This window comes from Aliivibrio sp. S10_S31 (genome assembly GCF_014694495.1).
GTDB classification, from domain to species: Bacteria; Pseudomonadota; Gammaproteobacteria; order Enterobacterales; family Vibrionaceae; genus Aliivibrio; species Aliivibrio fischeri.
On the sequence record NZ_JAAUWR010000004.1, the window covers coordinates 248,599 to 272,742 of the forward strand.

General features: G+C 38.6%; 24 protein-coding genes. 7 read left to right on the forward strand and 17 right to left on the reverse strand.

From position 1 onward, the window contains the following. Positions 1-170 precede the first annotated feature (170 nt). The 14 genes from HC728_RS05485 to HC728_RS05550 form a co-directional block, all read right to left on the reverse strand. The gene (locus HC728_RS05485; protein WP_005420381.1) at positions 171-1,310 is read right to left on the reverse strand and encodes a flagellin; all 1,140 of its coding nucleotides are present in this window, start codon (positions 1,308-1,310) and stop codon (positions 171-173) included. A gap of 608 nt (positions 1,311-1,918) precedes the next feature. Continuing rightward, positions 1,919-3,112 (reverse strand): flagellar hook-associated protein FlgL, encoded by a 1,194-nt coding sequence (flgL, locus tag HC728_RS05490; protein WP_012533878.1) that lies wholly within the window; start codon positions 3,110-3,112, stop codon positions 1,919-1,921. 17 nt (positions 3,113-3,129) lie between these two features. Continuing rightward, positions 3,130-5,010 (reverse strand): flagellar hook-associated protein FlgK, encoded by a 1,881-nt coding sequence (gene flgK, locus HC728_RS05495; RefSeq protein WP_190395192.1) that lies wholly within the window; start codon positions 5,008-5,010, stop codon positions 3,130-3,132. A gap of 268 nt (positions 5,011-5,278) precedes the next feature. Then, the gene (flgJ, locus tag HC728_RS05500; protein ID WP_065604908.1) at positions 5,279-6,283 is read right to left on the reverse strand and encodes a flagellar assembly peptidoglycan hydrolase FlgJ; all 1,005 of its coding nucleotides are present in this window, start codon (positions 6,281-6,283) and stop codon (positions 5,279-5,281) included. A 107-nt stretch (positions 6,284-6,390) separates the two neighbouring features. Further along, a complete protein-coding gene (locus HC728_RS05505) occupies positions 6,391-7,512 on the reverse strand; it encodes a flagellar basal body P-ring protein FlgI (RefSeq protein WP_011262372.1) in 1,122 nt (373 codons plus the stop codon). A gap of 2 nt (positions 7,513-7,514) precedes the next feature. Next, positions 7,515-8,306 (reverse strand): flagellar basal body L-ring protein FlgH, encoded by a 792-nt coding sequence (flgH, locus tag HC728_RS05510; RefSeq protein ID WP_011262373.1) that lies wholly within the window; start codon positions 8,304-8,306, stop codon positions 7,515-7,517. 12 nt (positions 8,307-8,318) lie between these two features. Beyond that, positions 8,319-9,107 carry a flagellar basal-body rod protein FlgG gene (gene flgG, locus HC728_RS05515; RefSeq protein ID WP_005420395.1) on the reverse strand — a complete coding sequence of 263 codons (789 nt, stop codon included), beginning with the start codon at positions 9,105-9,107 and terminating at the stop codon, positions 8,319-8,321. Between the two features lie 54 nt (positions 9,108-9,161). Next, entirely contained in the window at positions 9,162-9,911 is a 750-nt protein-coding gene (locus HC728_RS05520; RefSeq protein ID WP_005420397.1) for a flagellar basal body rod protein FlgF, read from the reverse strand. Positions 9,912-10,125: 214 nt separating this feature from the next. Continuing rightward, positions 10,126-11,424, reverse strand: coding sequence for a flagellar hook protein FlgE (flgE, locus tag HC728_RS05525; RefSeq protein ID WP_005420399.1), 1,299 nt, complete (start codon positions 11,422-11,424; stop codon positions 10,126-10,128). 160 nt (positions 11,425-11,584) lie between these two features. After that, complete coding sequence (flgD, locus tag HC728_RS05530; RefSeq protein ID WP_005420404.1) at positions 11,585-12,295, reverse strand: flagellar hook assembly protein FlgD; 711 nt, start codon at positions 12,293-12,295, stop codon at positions 11,585-11,587. Positions 12,296-12,310: 15 nt separating this feature from the next. Then, the gene (gene flgC / locus HC728_RS05535) at positions 12,311-12,727 is read right to left on the reverse strand and encodes a flagellar basal body rod protein FlgC (protein ID WP_005420405.1); all 417 of its coding nucleotides are present in this window, start codon (positions 12,725-12,727) and stop codon (positions 12,311-12,313) included. A gap of 2 nt (positions 12,728-12,729) precedes the next feature. Next, positions 12,730-13,125, reverse strand: a complete 396-nt coding sequence (gene flgB / locus HC728_RS05540; RefSeq protein ID WP_005420406.1) for a flagellar basal body rod protein FlgB — start codon at positions 13,123-13,125, stop codon at positions 12,730-12,732. Positions 13,126-13,320: 195 nt separating this feature from the next. Next, positions 13,321-14,148, reverse strand: a complete 828-nt coding sequence (locus HC728_RS05545; protein WP_005420407.1) for a protein-glutamate O-methyltransferase CheR — start codon at positions 14,146-14,148, stop codon at positions 13,321-13,323. Between the two features lie 83 nt (positions 14,149-14,231). Next, positions 14,232-15,152, reverse strand: coding sequence for a chemotaxis protein CheV (locus tag HC728_RS05550; RefSeq protein WP_005420408.1), 921 nt, complete (start codon positions 15,150-15,152; stop codon positions 14,232-14,234). Positions 15,153-15,340: 188 nt separating this feature from the next. Here HC728_RS05550 and flgA point away from each other — a divergent pair, with 188 nt between their 5' ends. The 3 genes from flgA (at position 15,341) to HC728_RS05565 (ending at position 16,978) form a co-directional block, all read left to right on the forward strand. Then, positions 15,341-15,976 (forward strand): flagellar basal body P-ring formation chaperone FlgA, encoded by a 636-nt coding sequence (gene flgA, locus HC728_RS05555; protein WP_012533026.1) that lies wholly within the window; start codon positions 15,341-15,343, stop codon positions 15,974-15,976. A gap of 215 nt (positions 15,977-16,191) precedes the next feature. Further along, positions 16,192-16,503: a flagellar biosynthesis anti-sigma factor FlgM gene (flgM, locus tag HC728_RS05560; RefSeq protein WP_005420410.1), complete on the forward strand. Its 312-nt coding sequence runs from the start codon at positions 16,192-16,194 to the stop codon at positions 16,501-16,503. Positions 16,504-16,549: 46 nt separating this feature from the next. Continuing rightward, positions 16,550-16,978 carry a flagella synthesis protein FlgN gene (locus tag HC728_RS05565; RefSeq protein ID WP_005420411.1) on the forward strand — a complete coding sequence of 143 codons (429 nt, stop codon included), beginning with the start codon at positions 16,550-16,552 and terminating at the stop codon, positions 16,976-16,978. A 485-nt stretch (positions 16,979-17,463) separates the two neighbouring features. Here HC728_RS05565 and HC728_RS05570 read toward each other — a convergent pair whose 3' ends face one another. Further along, positions 17,464-17,895, reverse strand: coding sequence for an LPP20 family lipoprotein (locus HC728_RS05570; RefSeq protein WP_005420413.1), 432 nt, complete (start codon positions 17,893-17,895; stop codon positions 17,464-17,466). 11 nt (positions 17,896-17,906) lie between these two features. Beyond that, on the reverse strand, positions 17,907-18,542 hold the full coding sequence (locus HC728_RS05575) for a FlgO family outer membrane protein (RefSeq protein WP_005420414.1): 636 nt from the start codon (positions 18,540-18,542) through the stop codon (positions 17,907-17,909). Positions 18,543-18,713: 171 nt separating this feature from the next. Here HC728_RS05575 and HC728_RS05580 point away from each other — a divergent pair, with 171 nt between their 5' ends. The 3 genes from HC728_RS05580 (at position 18,714) to HC728_RS05590 (ending at position 21,700) form a co-directional block, all read left to right on the forward strand. After that, positions 18,714-19,850 (forward strand): flagellar assembly protein FlgT, encoded by a 1,137-nt coding sequence (locus tag HC728_RS05580; RefSeq protein WP_012533611.1) that lies wholly within the window; start codon positions 18,714-18,716, stop codon positions 19,848-19,850. A 142-nt stretch (positions 19,851-19,992) separates the two neighbouring features. Further along, positions 19,993-21,444 carry a lipopolysaccharide assembly protein LapB gene (locus HC728_RS05585; protein ID WP_017020033.1) on the forward strand — a complete coding sequence of 484 codons (1,452 nt, stop codon included), beginning with the start codon at positions 19,993-19,995 and terminating at the stop codon, positions 21,442-21,444. Between the two features lie 82 nt (positions 21,445-21,526). Then, positions 21,527-21,700 carry a hypothetical protein gene (locus HC728_RS05590; RefSeq protein WP_012533159.1) on the forward strand — a complete coding sequence of 58 codons (174 nt, stop codon included), beginning with the start codon at positions 21,527-21,529 and terminating at the stop codon, positions 21,698-21,700. Between the two features lie 109 nt (positions 21,701-21,809). Here HC728_RS05590 and gltX read toward each other — a convergent pair whose 3' ends face one another. After that, a complete protein-coding gene (gene gltX, locus HC728_RS05595; protein WP_005420418.1) occupies positions 21,810-23,234 on the reverse strand; it encodes a glutamate--tRNA ligase in 1,425 nt (474 codons plus the stop codon). A gap of 796 nt (positions 23,235-24,030) precedes the next feature. Here gltX and HC728_RS20395 point away from each other — a divergent pair. After that, positions 24,031-24,084 (forward strand): hypothetical protein, encoded by a 54-nt coding sequence (locus HC728_RS20395; protein WP_370539779.1) that lies wholly within the window; start codon positions 24,031-24,033, stop codon positions 24,082-24,084. Positions 24,085-24,144: the final 60 nt, after the last annotated feature.

Here is a 24,144-nt window from a genome sequence, read left to right on the forward strand (position 1 = left end):
GTAGCCCCAATTAAGGGGCATAAAGCTAGGTTGGTTTTTTATGAGGAGATCTGTGAGAAGAACACAAAAAACCAGTTACCTATAGCTTGCACAACAATCAGGTGAACAAGAGGTTGATGAGAGATGAGAGCACCTCTTGTTCATTCATATGACTGTTGTTAGTTACTCAATTACTGCAGTAAAGTTAGTGCAGCGTTTGGTAACTGTTTCGCTTGAGCAAGAATAGAAGTACTAGACTGCTGAAGGATTTGTGCTTTTGTCATGTTTGTTGTTTCTTTAGCAAAATCAGTATCTTTGATTCGGCTGTTAGAAGCAGATACATTCTCTTGAATGTTTGACAAGTTGTTGATGCTGTGACCTAAACGGTTTTGTTTAGCACCTAAATCAGCACGCTCACGGTCGATGTAAGCAAGAGCTGAGTCGATAACACCGATAGATACTTGTGCATCACCTACAGACGTTACGTCTAGCTTATCAACTGTCGCTTTAGAACCAAGACCGCTTTCTAGGCCAAGTTCAGTTGCAAGGTTACCAGTGATTGATAACTCACCTTCGATTGATGGTTCAGCAACAAACAGTTGAAGTTTACCTTCATCACCTACAGATGCAGAGATCTTGTCTGATTGACCATTGATGTATGTTGCTAACTCTTCGATGTCGTCACCAGCTTTAGCGCTGATATCGATAGAAACTGCTTCACCTTTCTTAGTAGTGAATTCTAGTTTCATGTCATTTTTGCCAGGTTCTACGTTCCAAGATGCACTCTTGCCGTTTTCAGAAACGAAACGTTGACCACCCATGCTGTCATCATCAGCACGAACTGACGGTAACTTGATTAGGATTGCTTCACCAGCGTTAGCACCGATTTGGAATGCTGACTCACCGAATTGACCGTTAAGAAGACGACGACCACCGAATGATGTTGTCTCTGCGATACGGTTTAGTTCATCAGATAATGCGTGAACTTCTTCTTGGATAGAAGCACGATCTTGGTCTGAGTTAGAACCGTTTGCCGCTTGTAGTGATAAGTCACGCATACGTTGAAGGATGTTAGTCGATTCGTTCATCGCACCTTCAGCTGTTTGAGCGATAGAAATACCATCGTTCGCGTTACGCATAGCAACATCAAGACCACGAGTCTGAGCTGTTAAGCGGTTAGAAATTTGTAGACCAGCAGCGTCATCTTTTGCGCTGTTGATTTTAGTACCTGACGATAAACGCTCCATTGAGTTGTTTAGGTCATTTGTTGCGTTGTTTAGGTAACGCTGCGCAGTCATCGCAGATACGTTAGTATTTACATTTACAGCCATCGTTGCTCTCCTTTGGCTTCGCTTTCACGAAAACTCATTTCTGCTCTATTCAGAAATATTTAAATTTATATCAGCCACAATTAGCCAATAGTTATTCAGTGTCATGTAATTTACATATCAAATCTCATGCCAAGATGAGAAAAACATGCACATTAATGACTGACATACAAAAGCAAAGCCTTCAACTCTACTCTGCAACTGCTATGCCACTATTTACCATTGGCAAACTGTGAGCTTCTCAGTCATAGTTATTAATTAGCATAAGGTGTGCCAGTTTTTTAAATAAATGATTCAATACAAGCAAAAATAAATTAAAAACACTAAATAACAATAACTTACAAAACGGCTTCATTCTTTATTTTTCAGCTTTTGATAGAAAAAACAAGAATAAAAAATATTTTTGCCGCTTAATTAACAATAGGGCTTGCCGCTTTTTTTCACCTTTGCCTCAATGAATAAACGACTATTTATCTGCTACTAAAAAGCGGCAAAAAAACAAACAGAGCGGCAAGGCATTTCCCATGCAATATATTGATAATTCAATTAGTTATAGAAATAAAAAAGCCTAACATGACTGCTAGGCTCTCTATTTTATTTAATGGTGGTATTTACACGTAATTAAATAAAGTAATGTCTTTTACTTTACCAAACGCTTGTTGAGACGCTTGGAGTGCTCGTGTATTTTCATTAAATTCGATTACGGCTTGTGCGTAATCTAAATCTTCAATTGAACTTAATGATTTCGACAAGGTTAAATCAAAATCTTGATGCTGCTGTTCTTGTTGATCTAAGGTATTTTGTCTTGTACCCACTTCAGCTCGTGCTTGGCTTAAGTGAATAAATGCAGCATGAAATTCATCGGTTACTTGTTGAAGCTCTGCTGTTGTTGATGCATCAGCTACATCATTTAACGCTAATTCAGATGCTTTCTTAAATGAATCAAAAATGCTAATGGTTTTCTTTGGCTCTAAAGTGATCACATCACCTGACTTTAACTGGCCACGGATCTGAATATCAACACCTTCATATTTAATCCCTTCTGATGGATCAAATTGAGCATTTTTAACCACACTACCATCTTTTGATAATTGGTAATTATATTGACCATTTGCCGAAGCACTAAAGCTCACTTCATACGTTGCAGGGTCGGTATAATTTGTATTTGTTGCTTGTGATAACAACAATTCAGACCCTTCTTGCAAAGCATACTGAGGATCATAATCTCCAAATGGATTTTTGATTTCAGTGAACAACTTGCTACCAGCGTCATTTACCGCAACTTCAATTGAGCCTGATACCTTTAACTTACGTTGATATTCATCACCCGCATAAGCAACGGTACCATCATTAGATTTAAAAAATGGCTGTGTTTTCGGTTTAGTACCAGAAAATAAGTAGTTTCCTGATTCATCTAACATGTTGGTCAGATTCAAGAAATTACTTGCGATACCTTTTAGATCTTGCGCGTGAGCGTAACGATCTTCTGGTGCTAATGAACCATTGATCATTTCCATTACGCTACGTTTTGCATCATCGGCAAATTGCTCAGCATTCGCAATCGCAACCTCATGACGCTCTAAACGGTTACGAGCTAATGTAATAGTATCTGTATATTGGCGTAACTCTTCTTTCTTTTGAGTTAGGTTTTGAGCATATAACGCAGCAACGGGGTCGTCTCCTGCTGTTAATAGCTTTTTACCTGATGCTAATTGTGCACTAGTGTGATGCACTTTCGCTTCTTGGCGCGAAATATCATTTTGCACCGCTTGGTAATTATGAAAGCTTGAAATACGATTTAACATACTCTACAGCTCCTTAATTACGACAATTGTAAAATTGAGTTGAACGTTTCATCTGCTGCTTTCATGATGCGTGAAGATGCCATGTACGCTTGTTGGAACTTCATCATGTTTGCCGCTTCTTCATCTAAGTTCACACCAGAAACTGAAGCAACACGACTTTGAGCAGCTTCATTCTCTACACGAGATACTTCAGATAAACGAGACGCCGTTGCTTTTTTCAGGCCAATTTCAGTATTTACGTTTTCGTATAGGTCAATCACCGTAGAGCGGCCTTCGTCCATTACTTTACGAGTCTGTAAGCCTTGCATTAGCAATAAGTTACCGTTATCACCTTCAGATGGAACTAAGTTCGCTGCAAATTTATCATTTGCTGCTGCACCACCTGTTAATTCAAACGTAGTTCCACCAACAGTTACTGGGCCTTTTGGTGGGTATGTTTGAGGTTCAAGTAACATTTTTCCTCTCATATCTAATACAGCAAACTGATTTGCTGCAGGAGAGATAACTACTTGGAATTCTTTTAATGCGCCTGATTGCAGAACTTTAAATTTTGCATTACCAGTTGCAAATGTTGCAGAACTTGCATAGCTTTGTGCGGCAATTTTCTCTGCTTCATTCATCTCAAGCTTAATTTCACCAGCCGCAATACGAGTTGGGCGAAGTAATACACGCTCACCGGCACTTAGTGGTTCACGAATTTCAACTCGCATACCGTCTAAGAAAAAGGTCGATGGGTTACCGGTTGGGTCTAAGCGTTGTACTTCACCTGTTGGTCGGGTCACTGTATATTGGCTGCCATCGTATTTTAGTGCGTAATCGCCTGCTTTTAGTAAGCTAATATCATCAATAAATACGCCCACTTCAGCAGAAGAACCACCTTGTACAATGGCACGGCTACGTGCTGCTTGTTCTGAATTCACATCAGAGAAAATATTTGCACCAATCTGGCCACGCAAATCAATCGCTTGGCTTTGTAAGCGGTTAACTTCACTGCTGAAGCCTACTGCTACACGGCCTAGTTCATCCATGATTGTTGGGATGGTGCTATCACGCAATTCAAACAGTGCCGATAATTTACCGCCAATGCTGTCATGCTGAATCGCTTTCATGCCTTTACCTTCAACCATTGCTAGTCGACGCTGTAATGGGTCTGGAGTACCAGCGATCATTTTCAATTCACTTGCATTTGTGCCAGACACAAGCATGTGTCCACCACCAATTAATACATTGAATGAATTCTCGTTGTCACGCTTAGTGATCGTTACTTTTGTGTATTGAGATAGCTCTTTAATTAACTTTTCATGACGGTCCATTAGGTCATTGTGCGGACCTGGGGTCTTAACCATCATTTTGTTAATGTCTTTTAACTCAAGAGCAATGGCATTCATACGCTCTACAGTTAGATCCATCTTCTTATTTACATCTGCATTTTGCTGACGCACATTTTCGTAAAAATCGTTCAAGCTTTGTGACACAAGACGTGATTTTTCAAGTACTACCTTACGCGCACCGATTTCGTTAGGGCTGTCGGCAAGAGTTTTTACTGCATCAAACCAATCATTGATGTTTTCAGGAATACGTTTAGCACCAATTGATGACATCATATTCGTTAATACATCAAGATTCGCTTCTGTATCCATAGAGTAGTTTAAGTTGGTTGTCGAAAGGTTCAGTTCATTTGTAGCGAACTGATCAAACGAACGTCGCACAGCGGCTACATGCACGCCTGCGCCGAAGTTTGCACCTGACACCCAATGAGGCATATTAGTATCTTGAACAACCGATTGACGACTAAAGCCTTCAGTATTAACGTTGTTAATATTGTGACTGGTCGTATTCAGTTGACGCTGCGCCGTAAGCACACCTTGTGTACCTAGATTTAGCAGATCAAGTCCCATGTTGCCTCCAAAAAAACTCTATAAAAAGATGCGATAATATTTCCTAACGAATCTAATATAGCAATCAGTGTGCCAACTTTTATTTACTTAATTTTCAGCAACTTAATAAATCCTATTGATATTTACTTTAATAGAACTCCAGATCGAATAGATGTTTTTTGCCTCTTCTTTGCCTCTTTTTATTTTAAGCGGCAACCAAAAACAAAAAATCCTGCCGCTTTTTCAAGAGACAGGATTTCATGTTAGTGTTTGTATTAATGCGTTCGTATTACTTTAATAAGCTTTCTACTTTTTTCATTACACTCATTACTTTATTTGAGTAATTTGGATCCGTAGCATAACCCGCACTATGAATACCTTTAATGAAACTTTCTGAGCTATCCGTTTGTTGTAGTGCTCGTTCATAACGTGGGTTTTGATTTAAGAAACGAACAAAATCACTGAAACTCTCTTCGTAGTTATCGTATGAACGGAAGGCTGCATTTTCTGTCACTGCAATATTATCGTGATACTCAAGCGTGTTCTTAGAGATCTTATCTCCTTGCCAGCTTCTATCTGCTTTAATATTAAATAAGTTATGACTTGAATCTACCGAGTTCTTAATGACCTTTTTACCCCAACCGGTTTCTAGTGCCGCTTGTGCAATAAGAAGGTTCGAATCAACACCTAATGCTTTTGCCGCTTTTTCTGCGTAAGGCTTCATGGTGTTAACAAAGTCTTGAGGTGTTTCAAATTTATCAGCAGGTTGAACTTTTCTCGCTGCTAACATTTTATCAATTTGTGCAATTTCAGGTGCTTCTGTTTGAGACTCTTGTTTTGCTTGAGAAGCATGAGGATATGAGTAATCAGCAGGCAAGCGTAATGTTTCATCGGTTGCCGCTTTACGCATTGCCATTCTTGCGTCTTGCTCTAAGTTATTGCCGCTTTGTACAGGTGCAGCTTGGTTCATTGAAGCGCCTAATTGAGCAACAATCATATCAGCTAAACCTAATGACCCTTTTTTCGATAATTCAGTGGCCATTTGATCATCACGCATTTGTTCAAAGAACTGCTGATTATCACTGCTCATCATATCGGATTTAAAAGAGTCATTTGCATTACGCATTGATTTAAAAAGCATTTGTGTGAAGATTGATTCAAACTGCTCTGCTGCTGCACGCAATGCTTTATCTTGACTGTCTTGATCGCCACTAACGGCACTTTTACGTAATTTATCAAGACCGCCTACGTCGTGGATAAATCCCACATCTGTCATATTTACTGAATTATTCATCTTCACACTTTGCATTAACTAACACTAATATAACTACAGCAAATTTAATGCCAAAAAAAACGCACCTACTAGAGGTGCGTTTATTGTCTTTATAAAGCAAGCTGCGATTAGATAATGATCAATTGACCTTCAATTGCACCTGCTTGTTTTAATGCTTGTAAAATAGCCATTAAATCTGATGGTGCAGCACCTACTTCATTCACAGCTCTTACTAAATCATCTAATGTTAAGCCCGGTTCAAATTTAAACATTTTACCTTGCTCTTCAGTCACTTCGATATCAGAGTCTGGAGTTACTACTGTTTGCCCATCACTAAATGGTCCTGGTTGACTAACCTGTAGATTCTCTTTAATTGCAACTGTCATACCACCGTGAGTTACCGCCGCCGGTTTTAACTTCACATGCTTACCAACAACGATAGTACCAGTACGAGAGTTAACAATAATTTTTGCTGAACCATCTGCTGGGTCAAAATCCACATTTTCTACCGCAGATAAGAAAGCAACACGTTGACTAATATCACGAGGTGCACGAACTCGTACTGACGTTGCATCCACAGCAGAAGCCATGTTTGGACCTAAGAAGTTATTTACCGCATCTGCCATACGCTGCGCAGTAGTAAAATCTGATTCTAAAAGGTTAAAGGTAATAAAGTCACCACGACCAAATGGAGATGGAACTTCACGTTCAACCATCGCACCACCTGAGATACGACCAACGGTTGGGTTATTACCGACAATTTTAGAACCATCTGCACCGGTTGCACTAAAACCACTTACGATTAAGTTACCTTGTGCAATCGCATACGTTTTACCATCCAAACCTTTTAAGAAAGTTTGTAATAACGTACCACCACGTAAACTTTTAGCTGAGCCTACTGATGAAACCGTTACATCCACCACTTGCCCTTGTTTAGAAAATGGTGGCAATGTTGCTGTTACCATTACTGCCGCTACGTTTTTTGTCTTTGGTTTCGTACCCGGTGGTAATTGAATACCAAAGTTTTGCAGCATGGCATTGAAACTTTGATCAGTAAATGGCGTTGACTCACCAGTACCTGGTAAACCAGAAACTAGACCATAGCCAATTAGTTGGTTACTACGAACCCCAGCAACTTCTGCTACGTCTTTAATACGTGCAGCGTGTGCTGTAGATATACTTAGGCATAACCAAGTAAAAAGTACAGTAACTAGATTTTTATTCACGTCAAAACTCCAACGATTCGTCATTATTATAGTGCTACATTAAAGAATCGTGCCAAGAATCCAGGTTCTTGCATATCTTGTTGATCACCCGTACCTGAATATTGAATACGAGCATTTGAGATTCGTGTCGAATCAATGGTGTTATCAAAATTAATATCATCTGGGCGAATGGTTCCGCTTAATCGAATGTACTCATCCCCCGTATTAAGGGTTAACCATTTTTCACCACGGATCAATAAGTTACCATTTGATAATACTTCGATTACTTCCACAGTAATTGAACCACTTAAGCTATTACTTTGATTAGCCGATGTGTTACCGGTGAAGTTGTTGTCATTTGATAACTCATAAGAAAAGTTATATTGGCCACCCATTTGTAGCTCTTGTCCACCGACTTGCAATGGATCCATGCTTGAATCATTTGATTTAGATAACTCAGCATCTGCACTTTTTGCCGCTTTTGTATTTTCAGCAAGCATAACGGTTACGATATCACCTAATCCACGAGGCTTAGTGTCATCGTACATGTCTTGTGCATGATCTACATTAAATAGAGAACCTGTAGCTGCCGCATAATGCTCTGGTTTTTCTTTAGGATGAATCGGTGCCCACGCAGGATCTCCTGCAATAGGATCATTACGACCACGTAATGTATCGATAATACCTGAGTCTTCTTCTTTGGCTTTATCACCTTCAACTGCATCAACATTGGTTGTAGCAGAAGTCACCTCGCTTTCTTGCGCGCTCGGATTTTTAATTAGCAGCGTTTCACAACCAGTTAATGTTGTTAATAGCAGTAAACAAAGAAGACGTTTCATCCTAATCACCAATTACAGTTGTTGGTTAACAAAGCTTGCCATCTTATCAACAGCAGAAATAACTTTAGAGTTCATTTCGTAAACACGTTGTGCTTCAATCATGTTTACCAATTCTTCAGTTACGTTTACGTTTGATGCTTCAAGCATTGATTGACGAACGGCACCGAAACCTTCTAAACCAGGTGTACCTTCTTGTGGGTCACCACTTGCACCTGTTGGTAAGTATAAGTTTTGACCTACAGGCTCTAAACCGCCTGGGTTAATGAAATCAACAGTATTAATTTGACCAATAACTTGGTTATCTTGTTGACCACGTAGACGAACAGATACTTCACCGTCAGTACCAACTGTTACGTTAATCGCATCTTCAGGAACAACAATTTCAGGCTCTAAACGGTAACCAGCACCAGTAGTTACAATCGCGCCTTCATCATTAAGAGTAAATTGACCATTACGTGTATAACCAATGTTGCCATCAGGCATAGTTACTTGGAAAAAGCCTTTACCTTCAATCATCATATCCATGCCGTTTGACGTGGTTTGCGCGTTACCATTAGTAAATACTTTTTGAGTTGCTACAACTTTAGAACCAGAACCTAGCATTAAACCAGTTGGTAATTCAGTATTCTGAGTTGATTGTGCACCGGCTTGGTTTACGTTTTGATAAAACAGATCTTCAAATACGGCACGGCTCTTTTTAAAGCCAACCGTTGAGGCGTTAGCCAAGTTGTTTGAGATAGTCGCAATGTTTGTTTGTTGTGCGTCTAAACCTGTTTTACTTACCCATAATGCTGGATTCATTGTGTATTCCTCTAAATTCTTTAATGTATTAAGTTAATCAAGTTAATTATTCAATTAACCCATACGTAATAATGAGTCTGAAGCTTTATCCATCTCTTCAGCTGTACTCATCATCTTGACTTGCATTTCAAACTGACGCTGCAAATCAATTAAATTTGTCATTTCACCAACGGCGTTAACGTTACTTCCTTCTAACGCACCACTTAATAATGTGATGTTTGCATCAGCATCAAATGTTGCACCTGGGTTCTTTGAACGAAATAAGCCATTGGTATCTTTAAATAAGTCACGATTATCGGTTTTCACTAATTTGATACGATCAACTTCAGCCATCGCTTCTGCTGGTGCACCTTGCTCAAGAACGGAGATAGTGCCGTCTTTAGCAATTTGAATTTTTGCAATTGGTAGCGGTAGCGTAATAGGAGCATCGTTTTCACCTAATACTAAATGACCACTGCCATTCATTAGTAAACCCGTTTCATCAATTTTTAGATTACCAGCACGAGTTAAACCTTCACGCCCCGTGTTATCCATTACTGAAATCCAGCCATCACCTTCAATGGTTAAATCAAGATCACGACCTGTTGTGATCACTGAACCTTGAGAAAAGCTGCTTCCCGGACGCTCTGTCATATTAAATACACGAGTAGGTAAACCTTCACCGTACGCTTGCATTGAACGAGCTTGCTCTAAATCAGCACGGAAACCCGTTGTACTTACGTTTGCAAGGTTGTTTGAACGCAATTGCATAGCTTGCATGTTTTGCTTTGCGCCACTCATGGCTAAAAATAATGCGCGATCCATAATGAACTCCAATAATCTATCTGAAGTTATAAAAGCAATCAGTGTGCCAACTTTTATTTTCTATATATTTCAATAAATTAAGCAAGAATGGTCGCTATTTTATTACAGTGGGATATTTAAAGAGGAAAAAGAGAGGAAGTAAGAGGCAAAAATTCTGGGTAAAAAATTGCCGTCACATAAGACGGCAATTTTAAGATATTGGATAATGAAATTATTATCGAATTTGTAGGATGTTTTGTTGCAACTGGTTATGTACATCCAATGAACGTGAGTTCGCTTGGAAGTTACGTTGTGCGGAAATCAAATCAACCAATTCTTGTGTCATATCGATGTTTGATTGCTCCAAAGTACCACTTTGAATGTCACCAAATGAACCTTGGTTTGCTTCACCCCAAATAGCCGCACCAGATGCTTGTGTTGTAGACCACTGAGTACCACCATTTTGTGCAAGACCTTGCTGGTTAGTAACACGAACCATAGCTACACGGCCAAGGGTTACATCTTTACCGTTTGAGTATGAACCTACAATGTTACCGCTCTTATCAATATCAACTTTTGATAGGTAACCTGTTGTTGCGCCATCTTCACTAAAGCGACGCATTTCAAACGGTGCAGAGAATTGTGTTGGATTATCAAACTTCATGGTTAAGGTCTGTGAAGGATCCGCACCATTTAAGTTTAAACCATTCTCACCTAACGTTGTTGTTGCAACTGGCTGACCCGCATTAATGCTTTGAGTTGTACCATCATTATTAAAGATAATAGAGTGACCAATTTGACCCGCGGCATTCGTTGAATCACCACCATTGATATTTACTGGTTTTTCACCGTCAGTATCTGTTGAAGAGTAAAACACATTCCAACGGTTTGGTTGTGTTGCATCTTTCACATAGTACGTCGTCATTTTGTATGGCTGACCTAGAGAGTCATACGTCGTAACCGAAGTTGACTTGTTGTAAGTGTCAGGATCATTCATATCAAAAAGAGCTGGATCTTTTGGTACTTCAGTTGCTGGTAAGTTCATACCAATTTCAACATTTTCAGTTGGTTTAGGTTTACCAAATTGATCTGGGATCTTAAGTGCTTTTGGCTCATAAGACGATACGTTGCCAGATTCTGGGTCAACTTCGTAACCTAATAGAAACTCATCGTTTGATGTCGTTACGTAGTTTTCATTATCTAGGTGGAATGCACCATTACGGCTTAATTCATTTGTCGCTGGTTGTAGGCGATCTTTTGCCACAGCGAAGAAACCTTGACCCGAAATACGTAAATCCATTGGGTTATTTGTGTAAATGCTTGAACCTTCGTGGAATTGTTGTGCTACTTTAGTTGTTTGTGCACCACCACCTGTTGTGGTTTTTGCATTTGAGAATAGCGATGATGAGTACACATCACCAAACTCTGCACGAGATTCTTTAAAGCCATATGTATTCGCATTGGCTAAGTTATTCGATGTTGTATTTAAGTCTTTTTGAGCAGCGGCTAGACCACTTAATGCTACGTATGACATTTGATATCTCCTATCTAGCTACGCATATGTTTTCCAATTCCATTAACGATCAGAGTTAAGGAAGAGTGTTAATGGAATTGGCATAGCTTTATGAATAATTAAATGATGAAAATGGGAGTATTCAGGCAGCGATAAGTTGCTGCACTGAATATTCGCCCTTTTATGCCTTACCTACTTCTAGCACTTCTGCCAGTTTAATAGGTGAAGCAAAACCAGCAAGATTTAGCAGAACATTGCCATCCCCTTTGCCCAGAAGAACACTATTTACGTTTGCGTATGTAGATACACCAAACTCTTTGTTTTCTCCATCAAGCACGCCAGCAGCTTTAATATTGTAGCGACCAGCAGGCATTGCATTGCCTTTATCATCTTTGCCGTCCCACTCTACTCGAGTGTCGCCAGCAGGTTTAGCGCCCACATCTAAAGTACGAATTAATTGGCCTTGTTCGTTTTCAACACGAACCATTAGGTTATTAATTGCTTGAGGCAATTTAACCATTGCCGCCATACCTTTATCTGCTTCTTTTAAGCCTTTAGCGCCAGGTACTAGAACATCACGACCAACAAGCGAAGACGCTTGTAATGCTTGGTTAGATGTCATTGATGAATTCAAGCTATCAAACTGTGTATTCATCTTGCCAATACCGTCGACAGTTGCAAATGAAGCCATTTGCGCAATCATCTGGTCGTTTTCAACCGGTTTAAATGGGTCTTGTTGAGACAACTGCTTGGTTAGCAATGAAAGGAAGTCTTCTTGCTTCAGTTCATTTTTGCCGCCCGTTGTTTTTTCAGTTTTGTTCGCCTCTTGAAGACTCTTTAACTGGTCGATGTAGGACAAGCCGTTTTGACCAACGTTATTGATTCCAGTCATAGCTACCTCCTATCCTTATTGACCCATTCGCAGAGTACTCTGCAACATTTGTTTACTCGCATCTGCAACTTGAACATTCGTTTGGTATGAACGAGAAGCAGAAATCATGTTTGCCATTTCTTCCATCACATTAACGTTTGGCTTAAAGATATAGCCATCGTCATTTGCCATAGGATGGTCTGGGTTATATTCTGCACGTAGAGGCTTTTGGCTTTCAACAATACCAAGAACTTTTACAGGAACTGTATGATCTTGTTTGTATTTTGCTTTGCTCAATTCCGCACCAAAAACAGCCTGGCGTGCTTTATAAGTTTCAGCAGCTGAGCTACTTACACTGTCTGCGTTTGCCATGTTACTTGAAGTGGTGTTAAGACGAACTGACTCTGCACTCATTGCAGAACCTGTAACGTTAAAAACATTAAATAAGCTCATCTCTATTCCCCTTTAATTGCTTTGGTTAGGTTTTTGAACTTGCTACCTAAAAAGTCTAATGATGCTTGATGACGAAGTTGGTTTTGCATAAACAAGTTACGCTCCAAATCCACATCTACCGTATTGCCATCACCTGTATCAGGTTGAGTTGGAAGACGGTATTGAATTTCCCCAGCCATTCGTGTTGAGGCATTAATGTGCCGACCATCAGTACGGCTTAAGCCCATACTTGCTTTCGATGTTGCCGACTGTAATGCTTTTTGAAAATCCATTCCTTTTGCTTTATAGCCCGGAGTATTCGCTTGAGCGATGTTTGTCGCTAACATTTCAGCACGTTCAGAGCGAACTCCAACCGTATACTGATGAATACCCAATGCTTTATCAAAAGAAATTGCCATTTCAAACCCTCCACAAGAACTGACTAGCAGTATATATAATTTCTATATTGCAACCTGTATGCCAACTTTTTCAATTCACAGAGCAGATTGACGATACTACCGATATTTATTTAGCAATATCTGAGCCAACTATAGATTACAGGCACAAAAAAAGCGACCTAAGTCGCTTTTTGTTCAATAATTACTCAATCATAATTATTTTAATTTATAAATAATGCCCGGATTACAACGCACCATCTCAAATTTATCAGTTAATCCAGTTAACGATTCCGATGCACCTAACAATAAGTAGCCACCAGGGTTAAGACTTGCCGCCATTTGATTTAACACTTGAGATTTCATTTCAGGTGAGAAATAAATCAATACGTTACGACAAAAAATAATGTCAAACTTACCCAATAAACTGTAGCTGTCCATAAGGTTCTGTGGACGGAAATTCACCATACGTTTGATTTTATCGTTGATTTTCATTTTGCCATCACCCGCATCTTCAAAGAAAGCACGGCGACGTTCAGGTGATAAACCACGACTTAACGCTAAGTTGTCATAGACACCAGCTTTACAGGTTTCAAGCATTGATGGTGAAATATCGGTTGCAGTAATGCTGATATTAGGAAGAAAGCCCGGCTTACGTGCTTGGATTTCAGAAATGATCATCCCCATTGAATAAGGTTCTTGACCTGATGAGCTTGCCGCTGACCAAATTTTTAATGGGCGACGGTTTGCCGCTAATTCAGGCAACAATTTGTCGGCAAGCACAGTAAATGGGTAACCATCTCTAAACCACAATGTTTCATTGGTTGTCATTGCATCAACAGCGGCAACACGCAGCTCTCGATTACGCCCTGAAATCACTTGTTGTAATAGATCGGATAATGAAGCTAATGAAAACTTAGCAACTAAAGGACTCAGTCGGCTTCTAACTAAATATTGCTTACTGTCCCCTAGGACAATACCACATTGAGATTCTAGAAAGCGGCTGAAGTCACGATACTCTTGTTCGTTGATAGTTATAGTTGTCATTAACGGTTTAACTTCCAAATAAAAAATGAATTGCCGTTTTATATTACTACGACAATAGGATTTAGCTTATTACTTTATGCTGTTTATTTTTCAACAGCCTTCTTCACGGCCGCACCTAACTCATCAGGATTAAATTTAGCGATGAATTGGTTTGCACCAACACGCTCTACCATTGCTTGGTTGAATACGCCACTTAGTGAAGTATGCAATATAACGTGCAGATCTTTTAGTGCTGGCTCACGACGAATTTCAGCGGTTAATGTATAACCATCCATCTCTGGCATTTCAACATCAGAAATAACTAAGCCGATTTGCTCATATACGCTACCAGCGTTTGCCATTTCAACTAGCTTGTTCAGCGCTTCTTTACCATCTTTTACCATGATAGTTTCAAAGCCAATAGATTCAACAGCACGTTGTACTTGTTTACGAGCTACACTCGAGTCATCAGCAATAAGTACTTTACGAACAACTTCTTGGCTCATAGATGTCATCTCTTCAACCAGTTCTTCGTTCATTGTTTCGTCGATAGGTGCAATTTCCGCTAAGATTTTTTCAACATCTAAAATCTCAACTAATTCTTCATCAATATTTGTTACTGCTGTTAGGTAGTTTGCACGACCGGTACCTTGTGGCGGTGGCAAAATTGCCTCCCAGTGCATATTAACAATACGCTCTACCGATTTTACTAAGAAACCTTGAATTGTACGGTTAAATTCCGAAATAATAATAAAGCACTTATCAATTTCAGTGGTTGGACGACCGCCAGTAGCAAGACTTAAATCAATAACAGAGATAGTTTGACCACGAATATGCGCAATACCTTTTACTAAAGGATTTAAATTTGGCATTGAAGTCAACTTCGGACACTGTAATACTTCTTTTACTTTAAAAACGTTAATACCATAACGTTGACGTCCCATAAGACGAAAAGTAAGCAGTTCTAAACGGTTCTGCCCTACAAGTTGTGTGCGCTGATTCACCGAATCCAGTATACCTGTCATTATATGACTCCATCTTGTGCCACTATGTAATTAAACCGCGAGCCTAACATAACCCTATGAAGAACACGATATACAACATGGCATTTTATATTGAAAATATGATGATAATAAAAAAATGTGATTACAGAACCACTTTTTATCGACTTATAAGCGTTATCGGCCTATTTATAAGTTTCTTTAGCTCGAATGTGCATGCTGCCACAGATGAACAGTTAGATGCAATCAAACACGCTGCAGAAAGTTTTCTACAATCCCAAATTGAAGTACCTCAAAATGGTACTTTACATATTGAAGCTGCTCGTATTGATAGCAGAATACAAGCAACCGACTGCCCTGTGCCATTAATTGCCTCTTTACCTGGCCGCCTTAATTCAAGCGGCAATACATCGATCCTTGTTGAATGTCAGCCAGATGATTGGAAGGTGTATGTTCCGGTAAAAACAGAGTTAATGATGCCTTTAGTCACCGCAATCTCTTCTTTATCAAGAGGGCACACCATATCAAGCAGTGATTTAACATTAACCATGGTTAACAGCCGAACTTACCAACGAGGCGGTTATATTAATGTTGATGATCTCGTAGGTGCCCGCATTAAACGCAGTGTTAGAGCTGGTGAAACTGTAGAAAAAAACGACATCTGCATGGTATGTCGCAACGACAGTGTTATAATTAAAGCAGTAAAAGGTGAATTAAGTATTATCACAAAAGGAACCGCACTTGGTGACGGAGCTCTTGGTGATAAAGTTAACGTTAAAAATGATAAATCCAATCGAATCGTAAATGGTATTGTCACCTCTGTTGGTGAAATTAGCATCCGTTTTTAAGGTATTAATTAATATCGAATAAAATTTTTATTTTTTACTAAACTATCTTACTCGATTGCCGATAAATTGATCATGGCATCATTTATGCTTAGTTTTACTACAGTTTAAAATAATGAAAAAAACGTCAAAAATTTTCATTATTTACTAAAGTTATTTTTTTGACAGCCGATAGATAGATTAGAAGAATGTATTAACCGGCTAAAAGGCTTGAATATATGACAAGTATTGACCAATTACGTGCTAGCCAGGCAATGGCGTCTTTACGCAATCAGGCTCGTGTAGATTCTGGTGATAAAGCCCCAGAAACTCAAGCACCTGCGTTGTCTGCAAAATCAGATGCGGTTTCTTTAAGTAATCAAGGTAAAGAAATTGGCCAAATGCACCAACAATTAGCAACAGAACCTTCTTTCAATGAAGATAAAGTTGCTGCAATCAAAGCTGCTATTGCAAATGGATCATACACAGTTGATCCTGAACGTTTAGCAGACAATATGATTAAATTTGAAGACGAATTAGCCGGCCTATAACCTAGGCTGGTTAAGACTCTCACTGTTTTATTTACATTAGGAACATATGGCTCAGACACTTACTGAACTGCTTGATCTACAACGCAGCGTTGCGCTCTCTCTTTCTACGGTATTAAGTCGAGAGAAAGTCGCTATCGCAAGTAGAAAGCCGACGGAAATGGAAAGTATTGCCCATGATAAACTAGGCTTACTTAATCAATTACGTCAGTATGATCAGCTATTAGGAAGTCATGCGGAACGTCAACTGCTGTCTGAAGATAATGCACTTAATGAAAAAGTATCGGAAATTAAATCGATTATTCATGATTGTAAGCAAGAAAACGAAGTCAATGGTGAAGCACTGCAACGTGCTCAACTTAGCTTCAACAAGCTAAACAATCTAATGCAGCAAAGCCGTGGCAAAAATGGCATGACGTATACTGCTGAAGGCCAAACACGTAATGTGACAACATTAGGCACTAACGTAAAAGCTTAAGTTGCCTTCTCACGATCATCGATTTCTTATCCAACCGTGTTTTATTCCTAACACGGTTTTTTTCTATCTTTTATTCACACCTAACTCCAGATCTTATTTATCTTAACTCGTCCCTAAAATCTAGTCCCTGCTCTCACTTCCCTTACTCGTCCCTAAAACCTAGCCCCTGCTCTTACTTCCCTTACTCGTCCCTAAAATCTAGCCCCTGCTCTCACTTCCCTTACCCGTCCCTAAAACCTTGCCCCTGCTCTAACTTCTCTTAACTAGTCCCTAAAATCTAGCCCCTGCTCTTACTGCTCTTACTTCTCTAACTCGTCCCTAAAACCTAGTCCCTGCTCTTACTTCTCTTACTCGTCCCTAAAAACCTAGCCCCTGCTCTACTTTCCCTATCTTACAAAAACAAAAAAGCCCTCGGCACCAAGTACCGAGGGCAATAGCATTATGTCGAATGAGAGCTTCTAACTAATCCTATCTAAAAGCATCAATTAGAATAACGTTGTTTTTCTTTGTGTTGATGGTACATCGTAAACCTGACCTTGGTTTTTCATACGTTCCATCTTTTTCAAATTAAGCTTTAATTCAGTAACGTAGCTATCTCCCACAGGGTAAGTTCTAACCACTTCAGCGCCACGAATAATACCATCTACTCCAGCACTAGTGCTTTCTTCACCAAGCTGCTGATCATTCATCTCAACTTTACCGCTGATACGCATACCATAAACCTGCTCAGCAAGCTCACGATAAGCATCAACTTTAGATGCTCGCATTGCTCTAATGCGTTTTTCATCGATGTTCTTACCGGCTTGCTCACTAATGCTTGCATATCCAACCGCTGTAAGGTTATCGCTTTCACGCATAACACCGATTGGCTGGCATCCAACTAATACTAATAGGGCTAATAAAAACCAATGTTTCATATTCGCTTCTCCTATGGACGAAGGATAATTGTGTTACGTTCTGCTTTTTGCACATCAGAACGAATGATCACACCATCTTCCATACGCATTGTATTTAGTGTGTCTAAATCACGGCCAATTCGATCCGCAGGTAGGAAACCTTGTGCCGATGCAACAACTACACGAGTTTGCATACCAATAACACGAGCATTAATTAATACACCACCATCTTGGCGAAGCATTGTACCTGTTAGTACATAATCAACTTGCTGCTCTTGAACCAGTTCTTTCCAATCACGGCTAAATGCAAAGTCACCCTGCTGAGTCACTCTGATATTACCCGTTGTTTTATAGTCAATAACTTTAAAACCACGACGTTGAAGTTGGAAAATAAAGCTTTCTGTCACCGAGTTACCTAACCAGTTTGTTTGATCCATTTGTTGTAGATCTACAAAAGAAGTAATGGCAATTGGTGAACGAGCAGATAACGTCGTATTCGATGTTACTAACTGTTCAGTTAAGCTTTCAATAAAGTAGTCCATTGTATGGCGTGGGGTATCAGCCAGCATAAATGGGCTACCGTTATATGGTTCTTTACCATTATAAATAGGTGAATATGCACATGCACTCATCACCATAGACAGTAAAATTACAACCAATGCTCTCATTCTATTATCTCCAGATAATGTTTTAATATACTTACTAACTCTTCAATTTAAGCGTCAAACTTAAACTAGGAACAAAACTTGCTTTAGTTAAGGAAACGCAATTTGTAAGTACTTTTATCAATCAACAAATATTAGTTAGCAAATTCCATACCCACTTGGCAGATAACAGTAATGAAAAAAATAATTTATTTAATTACCTCTATATTAACAATGAGTTACATTGCACCGGCACATGCTGAGTGGTTTGAGGTAACAGGTTCAGCAAGTGTCTTAACCAGTAAAGATGCGGCAAGAGCTAATGCACTAGAAGATGCCGCTTATCAAGCAATGCTGTTTTCTGGGGCCGATATTAGCCGCCTAAAGGATCTTAAGATCTTTTTAGAGAATGATAATAAACGTTATCAATTTAGCGGTAGTGAAATTCGCAGTATCGAAGTGGTTAAAGAAAAGAAGAAAAACGACAAAATTTATATTACTGCTCGTATTGATATCTACCCCTCGGCAAACAGTTGCCATATAGGGCAATACAAGAAGACGTTTATGACGAGTGAAATCACGATTGACTCACCACAACAAGCGGTAATGGGTAAGGTATATCATTTAGGTGAAGATTTAAGTACGATTTTTTCACGTCAATTAGATAAAGAATCACAAAGCTTTGTATCAGTAGGTACTTCTCATATTCGTATTGATAAACGTCAACCAGAAGTCGCAAAAATGATAGCGGAAGATCATGGTGCGCAGTACATATTCTCAGGAAGCATTACAGACTTAAGTGCCACGATTGAACAGAATTTACTAAAGAAAGATACTATTAACCGTCAATTTGCTATCGAAGTTGCTGTGTTAGATGGTAAGACGGGTCAAACAATTTATAACAACAACTACCGTGAAGTTGCGTTATGGAACTTTCCTAAAACCAGTGAAGTAGATACACAGAGTGCACGTTTTTGGACTTCTGCTTATGGCGAAATGGTATTAAGAGTTAACCGTGACATCATGCTTGATCTTGAAAATCAATTTGCTTGTAAAATGACACTGCCACAAGTTGTAAATATCAATAATAACCGTATCACGATGGATCTTGGTCGTATTCACGGTGTTAAGAAAGGCGATAAATTAGATCTTTGGCATACAGGTTCTTTTATTGATCAAAATGGTTTACCACGTAATAAAGTGACGAAGACAAATATTACGTTAACCGTAGATCGAGTGTATGAACAAAATGCGGATCTTGTTATTGATCAACCACAATTAATTAATAGCATTCAAATTGGCGATGTAATGCATAAGAACATAGTTGAATAAACCAATTTTCAATCTTTAATCAATGAGAAACAGTGCCTAGCGTGTTGTTTCTCATTTTTTTATGACTCTTACCAACGTTTTACCTCCTTACTTATTGTATTCTTAGTCAATAATTCAAATTCAATTTTCTAATCAGAACGCAATGCTAGGTTATTTTCACTTTATTATCGGTTGTTTTTTCTTTCTGATAAGCTTTAATTCATCTGCAACTTCAGTCATGTCCTCAGAATCTTGGCAAGAAGAATACCATTTAAACCGTATTGAGAATCCAAACAAAGCACTCTCAATGCTAAACAATGTGTATTCATCACTACCACCAAGTGCTGAACGTATTTTTACTGCAACAAGAATCCATGGTTTTGTAACTCGCCGTGGTAACGAATATACCTCCCCACTTAAAAATAATACAACGAATATTTATGATCATATTGAATCATTAATCTTATTATCTATGGACTTAGAAGATAATGGGGATTATAAACAAGCACTTCAACAAATTAAGAAAGCTCAGCTGAAATCAAAAAATTTAAATGACTTAGATTTAAATAGTTTGTTATCTATTAAGCAATGTCGTTCAAACTTAGCTTTAGGCAATTATTATCTCGCTGAATTTTACTGCCAATCGGCAATAAAGCACTTAGAAAAAACAAAAGATCATTATATCGATATCAAATGGGCATATCGCTTATTAGCTTTAAGCTATCAAGGCGTAAGTGATTTTAAATCAGCATTAAAAGCCAATGAAAAAGCATTATCTCTAAGCAAAAGTTATGAATTAAACGATACGATTTATAATAATATTAGCTCGTTATTACTACAGATGGGACAATTAAAAGAAGCAGAGAAGTATGCAAAAAAAGCATTAAAAATAAGAGAGAAGCGTCAAATCAGTCAAAAAATTGCACAGTCACATATTCTTCTCGCACAGATATATTTAAAATCATCGCAATATGTTCACGCGAAATCGTGTGCAAATTTCGCTATAGCACAACTTAATGACAATACAACTAATGCGCAAACTCTCAGTCAAGCATACTTAACATTAGCAGCAGTTCTAAATAAACAGAGTTATTATGATGAAGCCATTGAATATCTACTACTCGCATTAAAACAATTAGACAATCATTCAAATTCCGACTTACTTATTAATACTTATCAGCTACTTAGCAGTGCTTATTTAAAGCATGAAAACTCAAATAAAGCATTAGACTACATATCAATTGCTATTGATAAATCTCAACAATCCCAGAACCAGCAAGCATTAGCAAATTCATATCTCATAAAATCAGATATAGAAGAATTTACTGGTGATATAAAAGCAGCTCTTATTACTCGCAAACTATATGAAAATGTCATCAAAAAAATTCATGCTTTAAATGATGACAATAGAGATATCACATTAGAATTACGTAACCTTCTAATAGAGAAAGAAAAAGAAAAGTTACAGCATTTAAAAGAAAAGCATCAACAGTTATCAGCGATAAATACAGAGAAACAACATAAATTACTCTTTCAAATTATGATTATTATTTTAGTTTTAATCGTTTATTTAGTGTTGCGTTTAAAATTGAATCCTAAGCATAATTTCAATTAATGCTCTATATTTAAATATAGCAATGGATATGCAACACCTAAAATCGTAAGGAAAAATCAATCGTATTATTGAGGTCTAAGCGATGAAGTACACATTTTTAGCTATTCTTTTATCTATATCTTCGTTTAATGTACTTGCATATGGCGGCGCAACTGAAGTTGGTCCAAAAGTATCTTGTGAACTACCCGATGGGACAGTATCAGAAACTTATTTATTATTATGCAAGGGCAATGGCGGTACTGTTAAAGCTGATTAAAGAAAGCATTAATCAGTAGCAATGACTAAGTAATTACTGAAAAAGTAAAAACGCCAAGCATAAAAAAACCGCTGAATAACAGCGGTTTTTATCTAAAATATAAGCAGGATTATGCGTTAGCTTCACGCTCTGCGATAAATGCTAATGCCATCTTGATACGAGCAACAACACGCTCTTTACCCACTAATTGCATAACAGCATCTACTGATGGTGATTGACCACCGCCAGTTACCGCAACACGTAGAGGCATACCAATTTTACCCATACCGATTTCTAACTCAGCACACACTTCTTCAATTACGTTATGTAGGTTTTCAGTAGTCCACTCTTCTAGCGCTTCAACTTTAGCTAAAGCAAGCTCTAATGGGCCTTTAGCAACACCACGTAAGTGTTTCTTCGCAGCACCAGCTTCGAACTCTTCGAAATCTTGGTAGAAGTAGCGAGATTGCTCCGCTAATTCAATCAGCGTATTACAACGCTCACCTACCAGCTTAATAACTTCAGTAATTGCAGGTCCATTATCTAAAGAGATTTCTTTCTGATCTAAGTGCCATTGTAGGTATTTTGCAACATACTCAGGCTCTGATGATTTAATGTAGTGGTTGTTTAACCATAACAATTTATCAGTGTTGAATGCTGATGCTGATTTACTTACTGCGCTTAAGCTAAATAGATTAATCATCTCTTCTTGAGAGAAAATCTCTTGATCACCATGAGACCAACCTAGACGTACTAAGTAGTTATTAAGTGCGTTTGGTAGGTAACCTTCATCACGGTATTGCATTACAGATACCGCACCATGACGCTTAGACAGTTTTGCGCCATCATCACCAAGGATCATTGCACAGTGTGCAAACATTGGTACTGGAGCACCTAATGCTTCATAGATATTGATTTGACGAGGCGTGTTATTGATATGGTCTTCACCACGAATAACTTGAGTAATACCCATATCCCAGTCATCAACCACTACTACGAAGTTGTATGTTGGAGCACCATCAGTACGACGAATGATTAAGTCATCCAGTTGGCTGTTTGAGATTTCAATGCGGCCACGGATCTGATCATCAAATACTACCGAACCTTCTTTTGGGTTACGGAAGCGAATTACACATGCATCACCTTCTTTTGCAGCCGCATTCGCAGCAACAATTTTAGGATGATTTGCATCGTAACGAGCCATTTCTTTGTTTGCTTCTTGCTCTGCACGAATTTCATCTAGCAGTTCTTTTGATGCATAACATTTGTATGCTTTATCTTCAGCAAGCAGTTGGTCAACAACTTCATTGTAACGGTCAAAACGCTTAGATTGGTAATATGGACCTTCATCCCATTCCATACCCATCCAGTGCATACCTTCAATGATAGCGTCTACCGCTTCTTGAGAGTTACGCTCTAGATCCGTATCTTCGATACGTAGAACAAATTCGCCACCTTGGTTTTTAGCAAAAAGCCATGAGTAAAGTGCTGTACGAGCACCACCAACGTGAAGATAGCCTGTTGGGCTTGGAGCAAAACGAGTTTTAACCGTCATTGTTATTACCTTTTTGAAGAGGTTGAGCTGAATCTGTCAGCACCACATAATTTGTGCGCTATTTTAGCACTATAAGGTAAATCTACAATGGGAAAGAGAGACTGTGTCTAATTAAAAAAATAGAAAAAGTGGTTAAGCAACTAGCTCAACCACTTTTAAAATTCAAAAATTATTTATTTAACAACCAAGTTAAGATTTGAGCTCTATCTTCAATAGAGGCTTTTTCATACCAGTAGCTCAACATTTCTACTGATTTAGAATCAGATTTTAATTGCGTACTGATTGATTTTCTATTTGCAAACGCCCACTCAGTAAATTGCTCTTGTTCTGCAACAGTTGCTTCATCAAACCAATATTTACTCATTTCTACTGGTTTCGAGTCTTTTGATTCTACTTTTACTTCAGCCGCAGGTTGCTGCACTGATGATGGAATATGTTCAAGCTGAAGTGCTTTTTCATCTAACACCGCTTGGAAATAGCCAGCTGGAATAGTGAAAGACAATTTAGACGTATCATTTGTTGCGTGTACATCATAAGTTAACCCATTTTTTGCAGACAATTCGATGTCTTTATTATCTATTGGGAATGTAAAGTATTGCGTTGATGTACAGTGCTCTGAGCACGATTCTGTTGATGGTGAATATGCTGTAATATCTGTTTCTGTGCCATTAAATGAAACCGAATCATAAGCATAACTTGCTTTAAAATAACTTAGCTCTACTGCAACATACGATTCCGGTACAGCTCTAGATGTTGTCGCATAATTTGCCGTTAACTGAGAAGTATTTCTCATGGCATTCGCTCCAACCCCTTCATTTTCTATTGGGTTGATGCTTTTAGCTTCTATTGATACATAAGTGGATTTTTTTTCTACCTCATTGATTGCATCGCTGAAATCATCATCACTTGA

Bases quoted from the DNA above. Each gene is read 5' to 3' on its own strand.
- HC728_RS05485 (WP_005420381.1), bottom strand. From the start codon at position 1,310: ATGGCTGTAAATGTAAATACTAACGTATCTGCGATGACTGCGCAGCGT.
- flgL (WP_012533878.1), bottom strand. From the start codon at position 3,112: ATGTTAAATCGTATTTCAAGCTTTCATAATTACCAAGCGGTGCAAAAT.
- flgK (WP_190395192.1), bottom strand. From the start codon at position 5,010: ATGGGACTTGATCTGCTAAATCTAGGTACACAAGGTGTGCTTACGGCG.
- flgJ (WP_065604908.1), bottom strand. From the start codon at position 6,283: ATGAATAATTCAGTAAATATGACAGATGTGGGATTTATCCACGACGTA.
- HC728_RS05505 (WP_011262372.1), bottom strand. From the start codon at position 7,512: ATGACGAATCGTTGGAGTTTTGACGTGAATAAAAATCTAGTTACTGTA.
- flgH (WP_011262373.1), bottom strand. From the start codon at position 8,306: ATGAAACGTCTTCTTTGTTTACTGCTATTAACAACATTAACTGGTTGT.
- flgG (WP_005420395.1), bottom strand. From the start codon at position 9,107: ATGAATCCAGCATTATGGGTAAGTAAAACAGGTTTAGACGCACAACAA.
- HC728_RS05520 (WP_005420397.1), bottom strand. From the start codon at position 9,911: ATGGATCGCGCATTATTTTTAGCCATGAGTGGCGCAAAGCAAAACATG.
- flgE (WP_005420399.1), bottom strand. From the start codon at position 11,424: ATGTCATACGTAGCATTAAGTGGTCTAGCCGCTGCTCAAAAAGACTTA.
- flgD (WP_005420404.1), bottom strand. From the start codon at position 12,295: ATGACTGGAATCAATAACGTTGGTCAAAACGGCTTGTCCTACATCGAC.
- flgC (WP_005420405.1), bottom strand. From the start codon at position 12,727: ATGAGCTTATTTAATGTTTTTAACGTTACAGGTTCTGCAATGAGTGCA.
- flgB (WP_005420406.1), bottom strand. From the start codon at position 13,125: ATGGCAATTTCTTTTGATAAAGCATTGGGTATTCATCAGTATACGGTT.
- HC728_RS05545 (WP_005420407.1), bottom strand. From the start codon at position 14,148: ATGACAACTATAACTATCAACGAACAAGAGTATCGTGACTTCAGCCGC.
- HC728_RS05550 (WP_005420408.1), bottom strand. From the start codon at position 15,152: ATGACAGGTATACTGGATTCGGTGAATCAGCGCACACAACTTGTAGGG.
- flgM (WP_005420410.1), top strand. From the start codon at position 16,192: ATGACAAGTATTGACCAATTACGTGCTAGCCAGGCAATGGCGTCTTTA.
- HC728_RS05565 (WP_005420411.1), top strand. From the start codon at position 16,550: ATGGCTCAGACACTTACTGAACTGCTTGATCTACAACGCAGCGTTGCG.
- HC728_RS05570 (WP_005420413.1), bottom strand. From the start codon at position 17,895: ATGAAACATTGGTTTTTATTAGCCCTATTAGTATTAGTTGGATGCCAG.
- HC728_RS05575 (WP_005420414.1), bottom strand. From the start codon at position 18,542: ATGAGAGCATTGGTTGTAATTTTACTGTCTATGGTGATGAGTGCATGT.
- HC728_RS05580 (WP_012533611.1), top strand. From the start codon at position 18,714: ATGAAAAAAATAATTTATTTAATTACCTCTATATTAACAATGAGTTAC.
- HC728_RS05585 (WP_017020033.1), top strand. From the start codon at position 19,993: ATGCTAGGTTATTTTCACTTTATTATCGGTTGTTTTTTCTTTCTGATA.
- HC728_RS05590 (WP_012533159.1), top strand. From the start codon at position 21,527: ATGAAGTACACATTTTTAGCTATTCTTTTATCTATATCTTCGTTTAAT.
- gltX (WP_005420418.1), bottom strand. From the start codon at position 23,234: ATGACGGTTAAAACTCGTTTTGCTCCAAGCCCAACAGGCTATCTTCAC.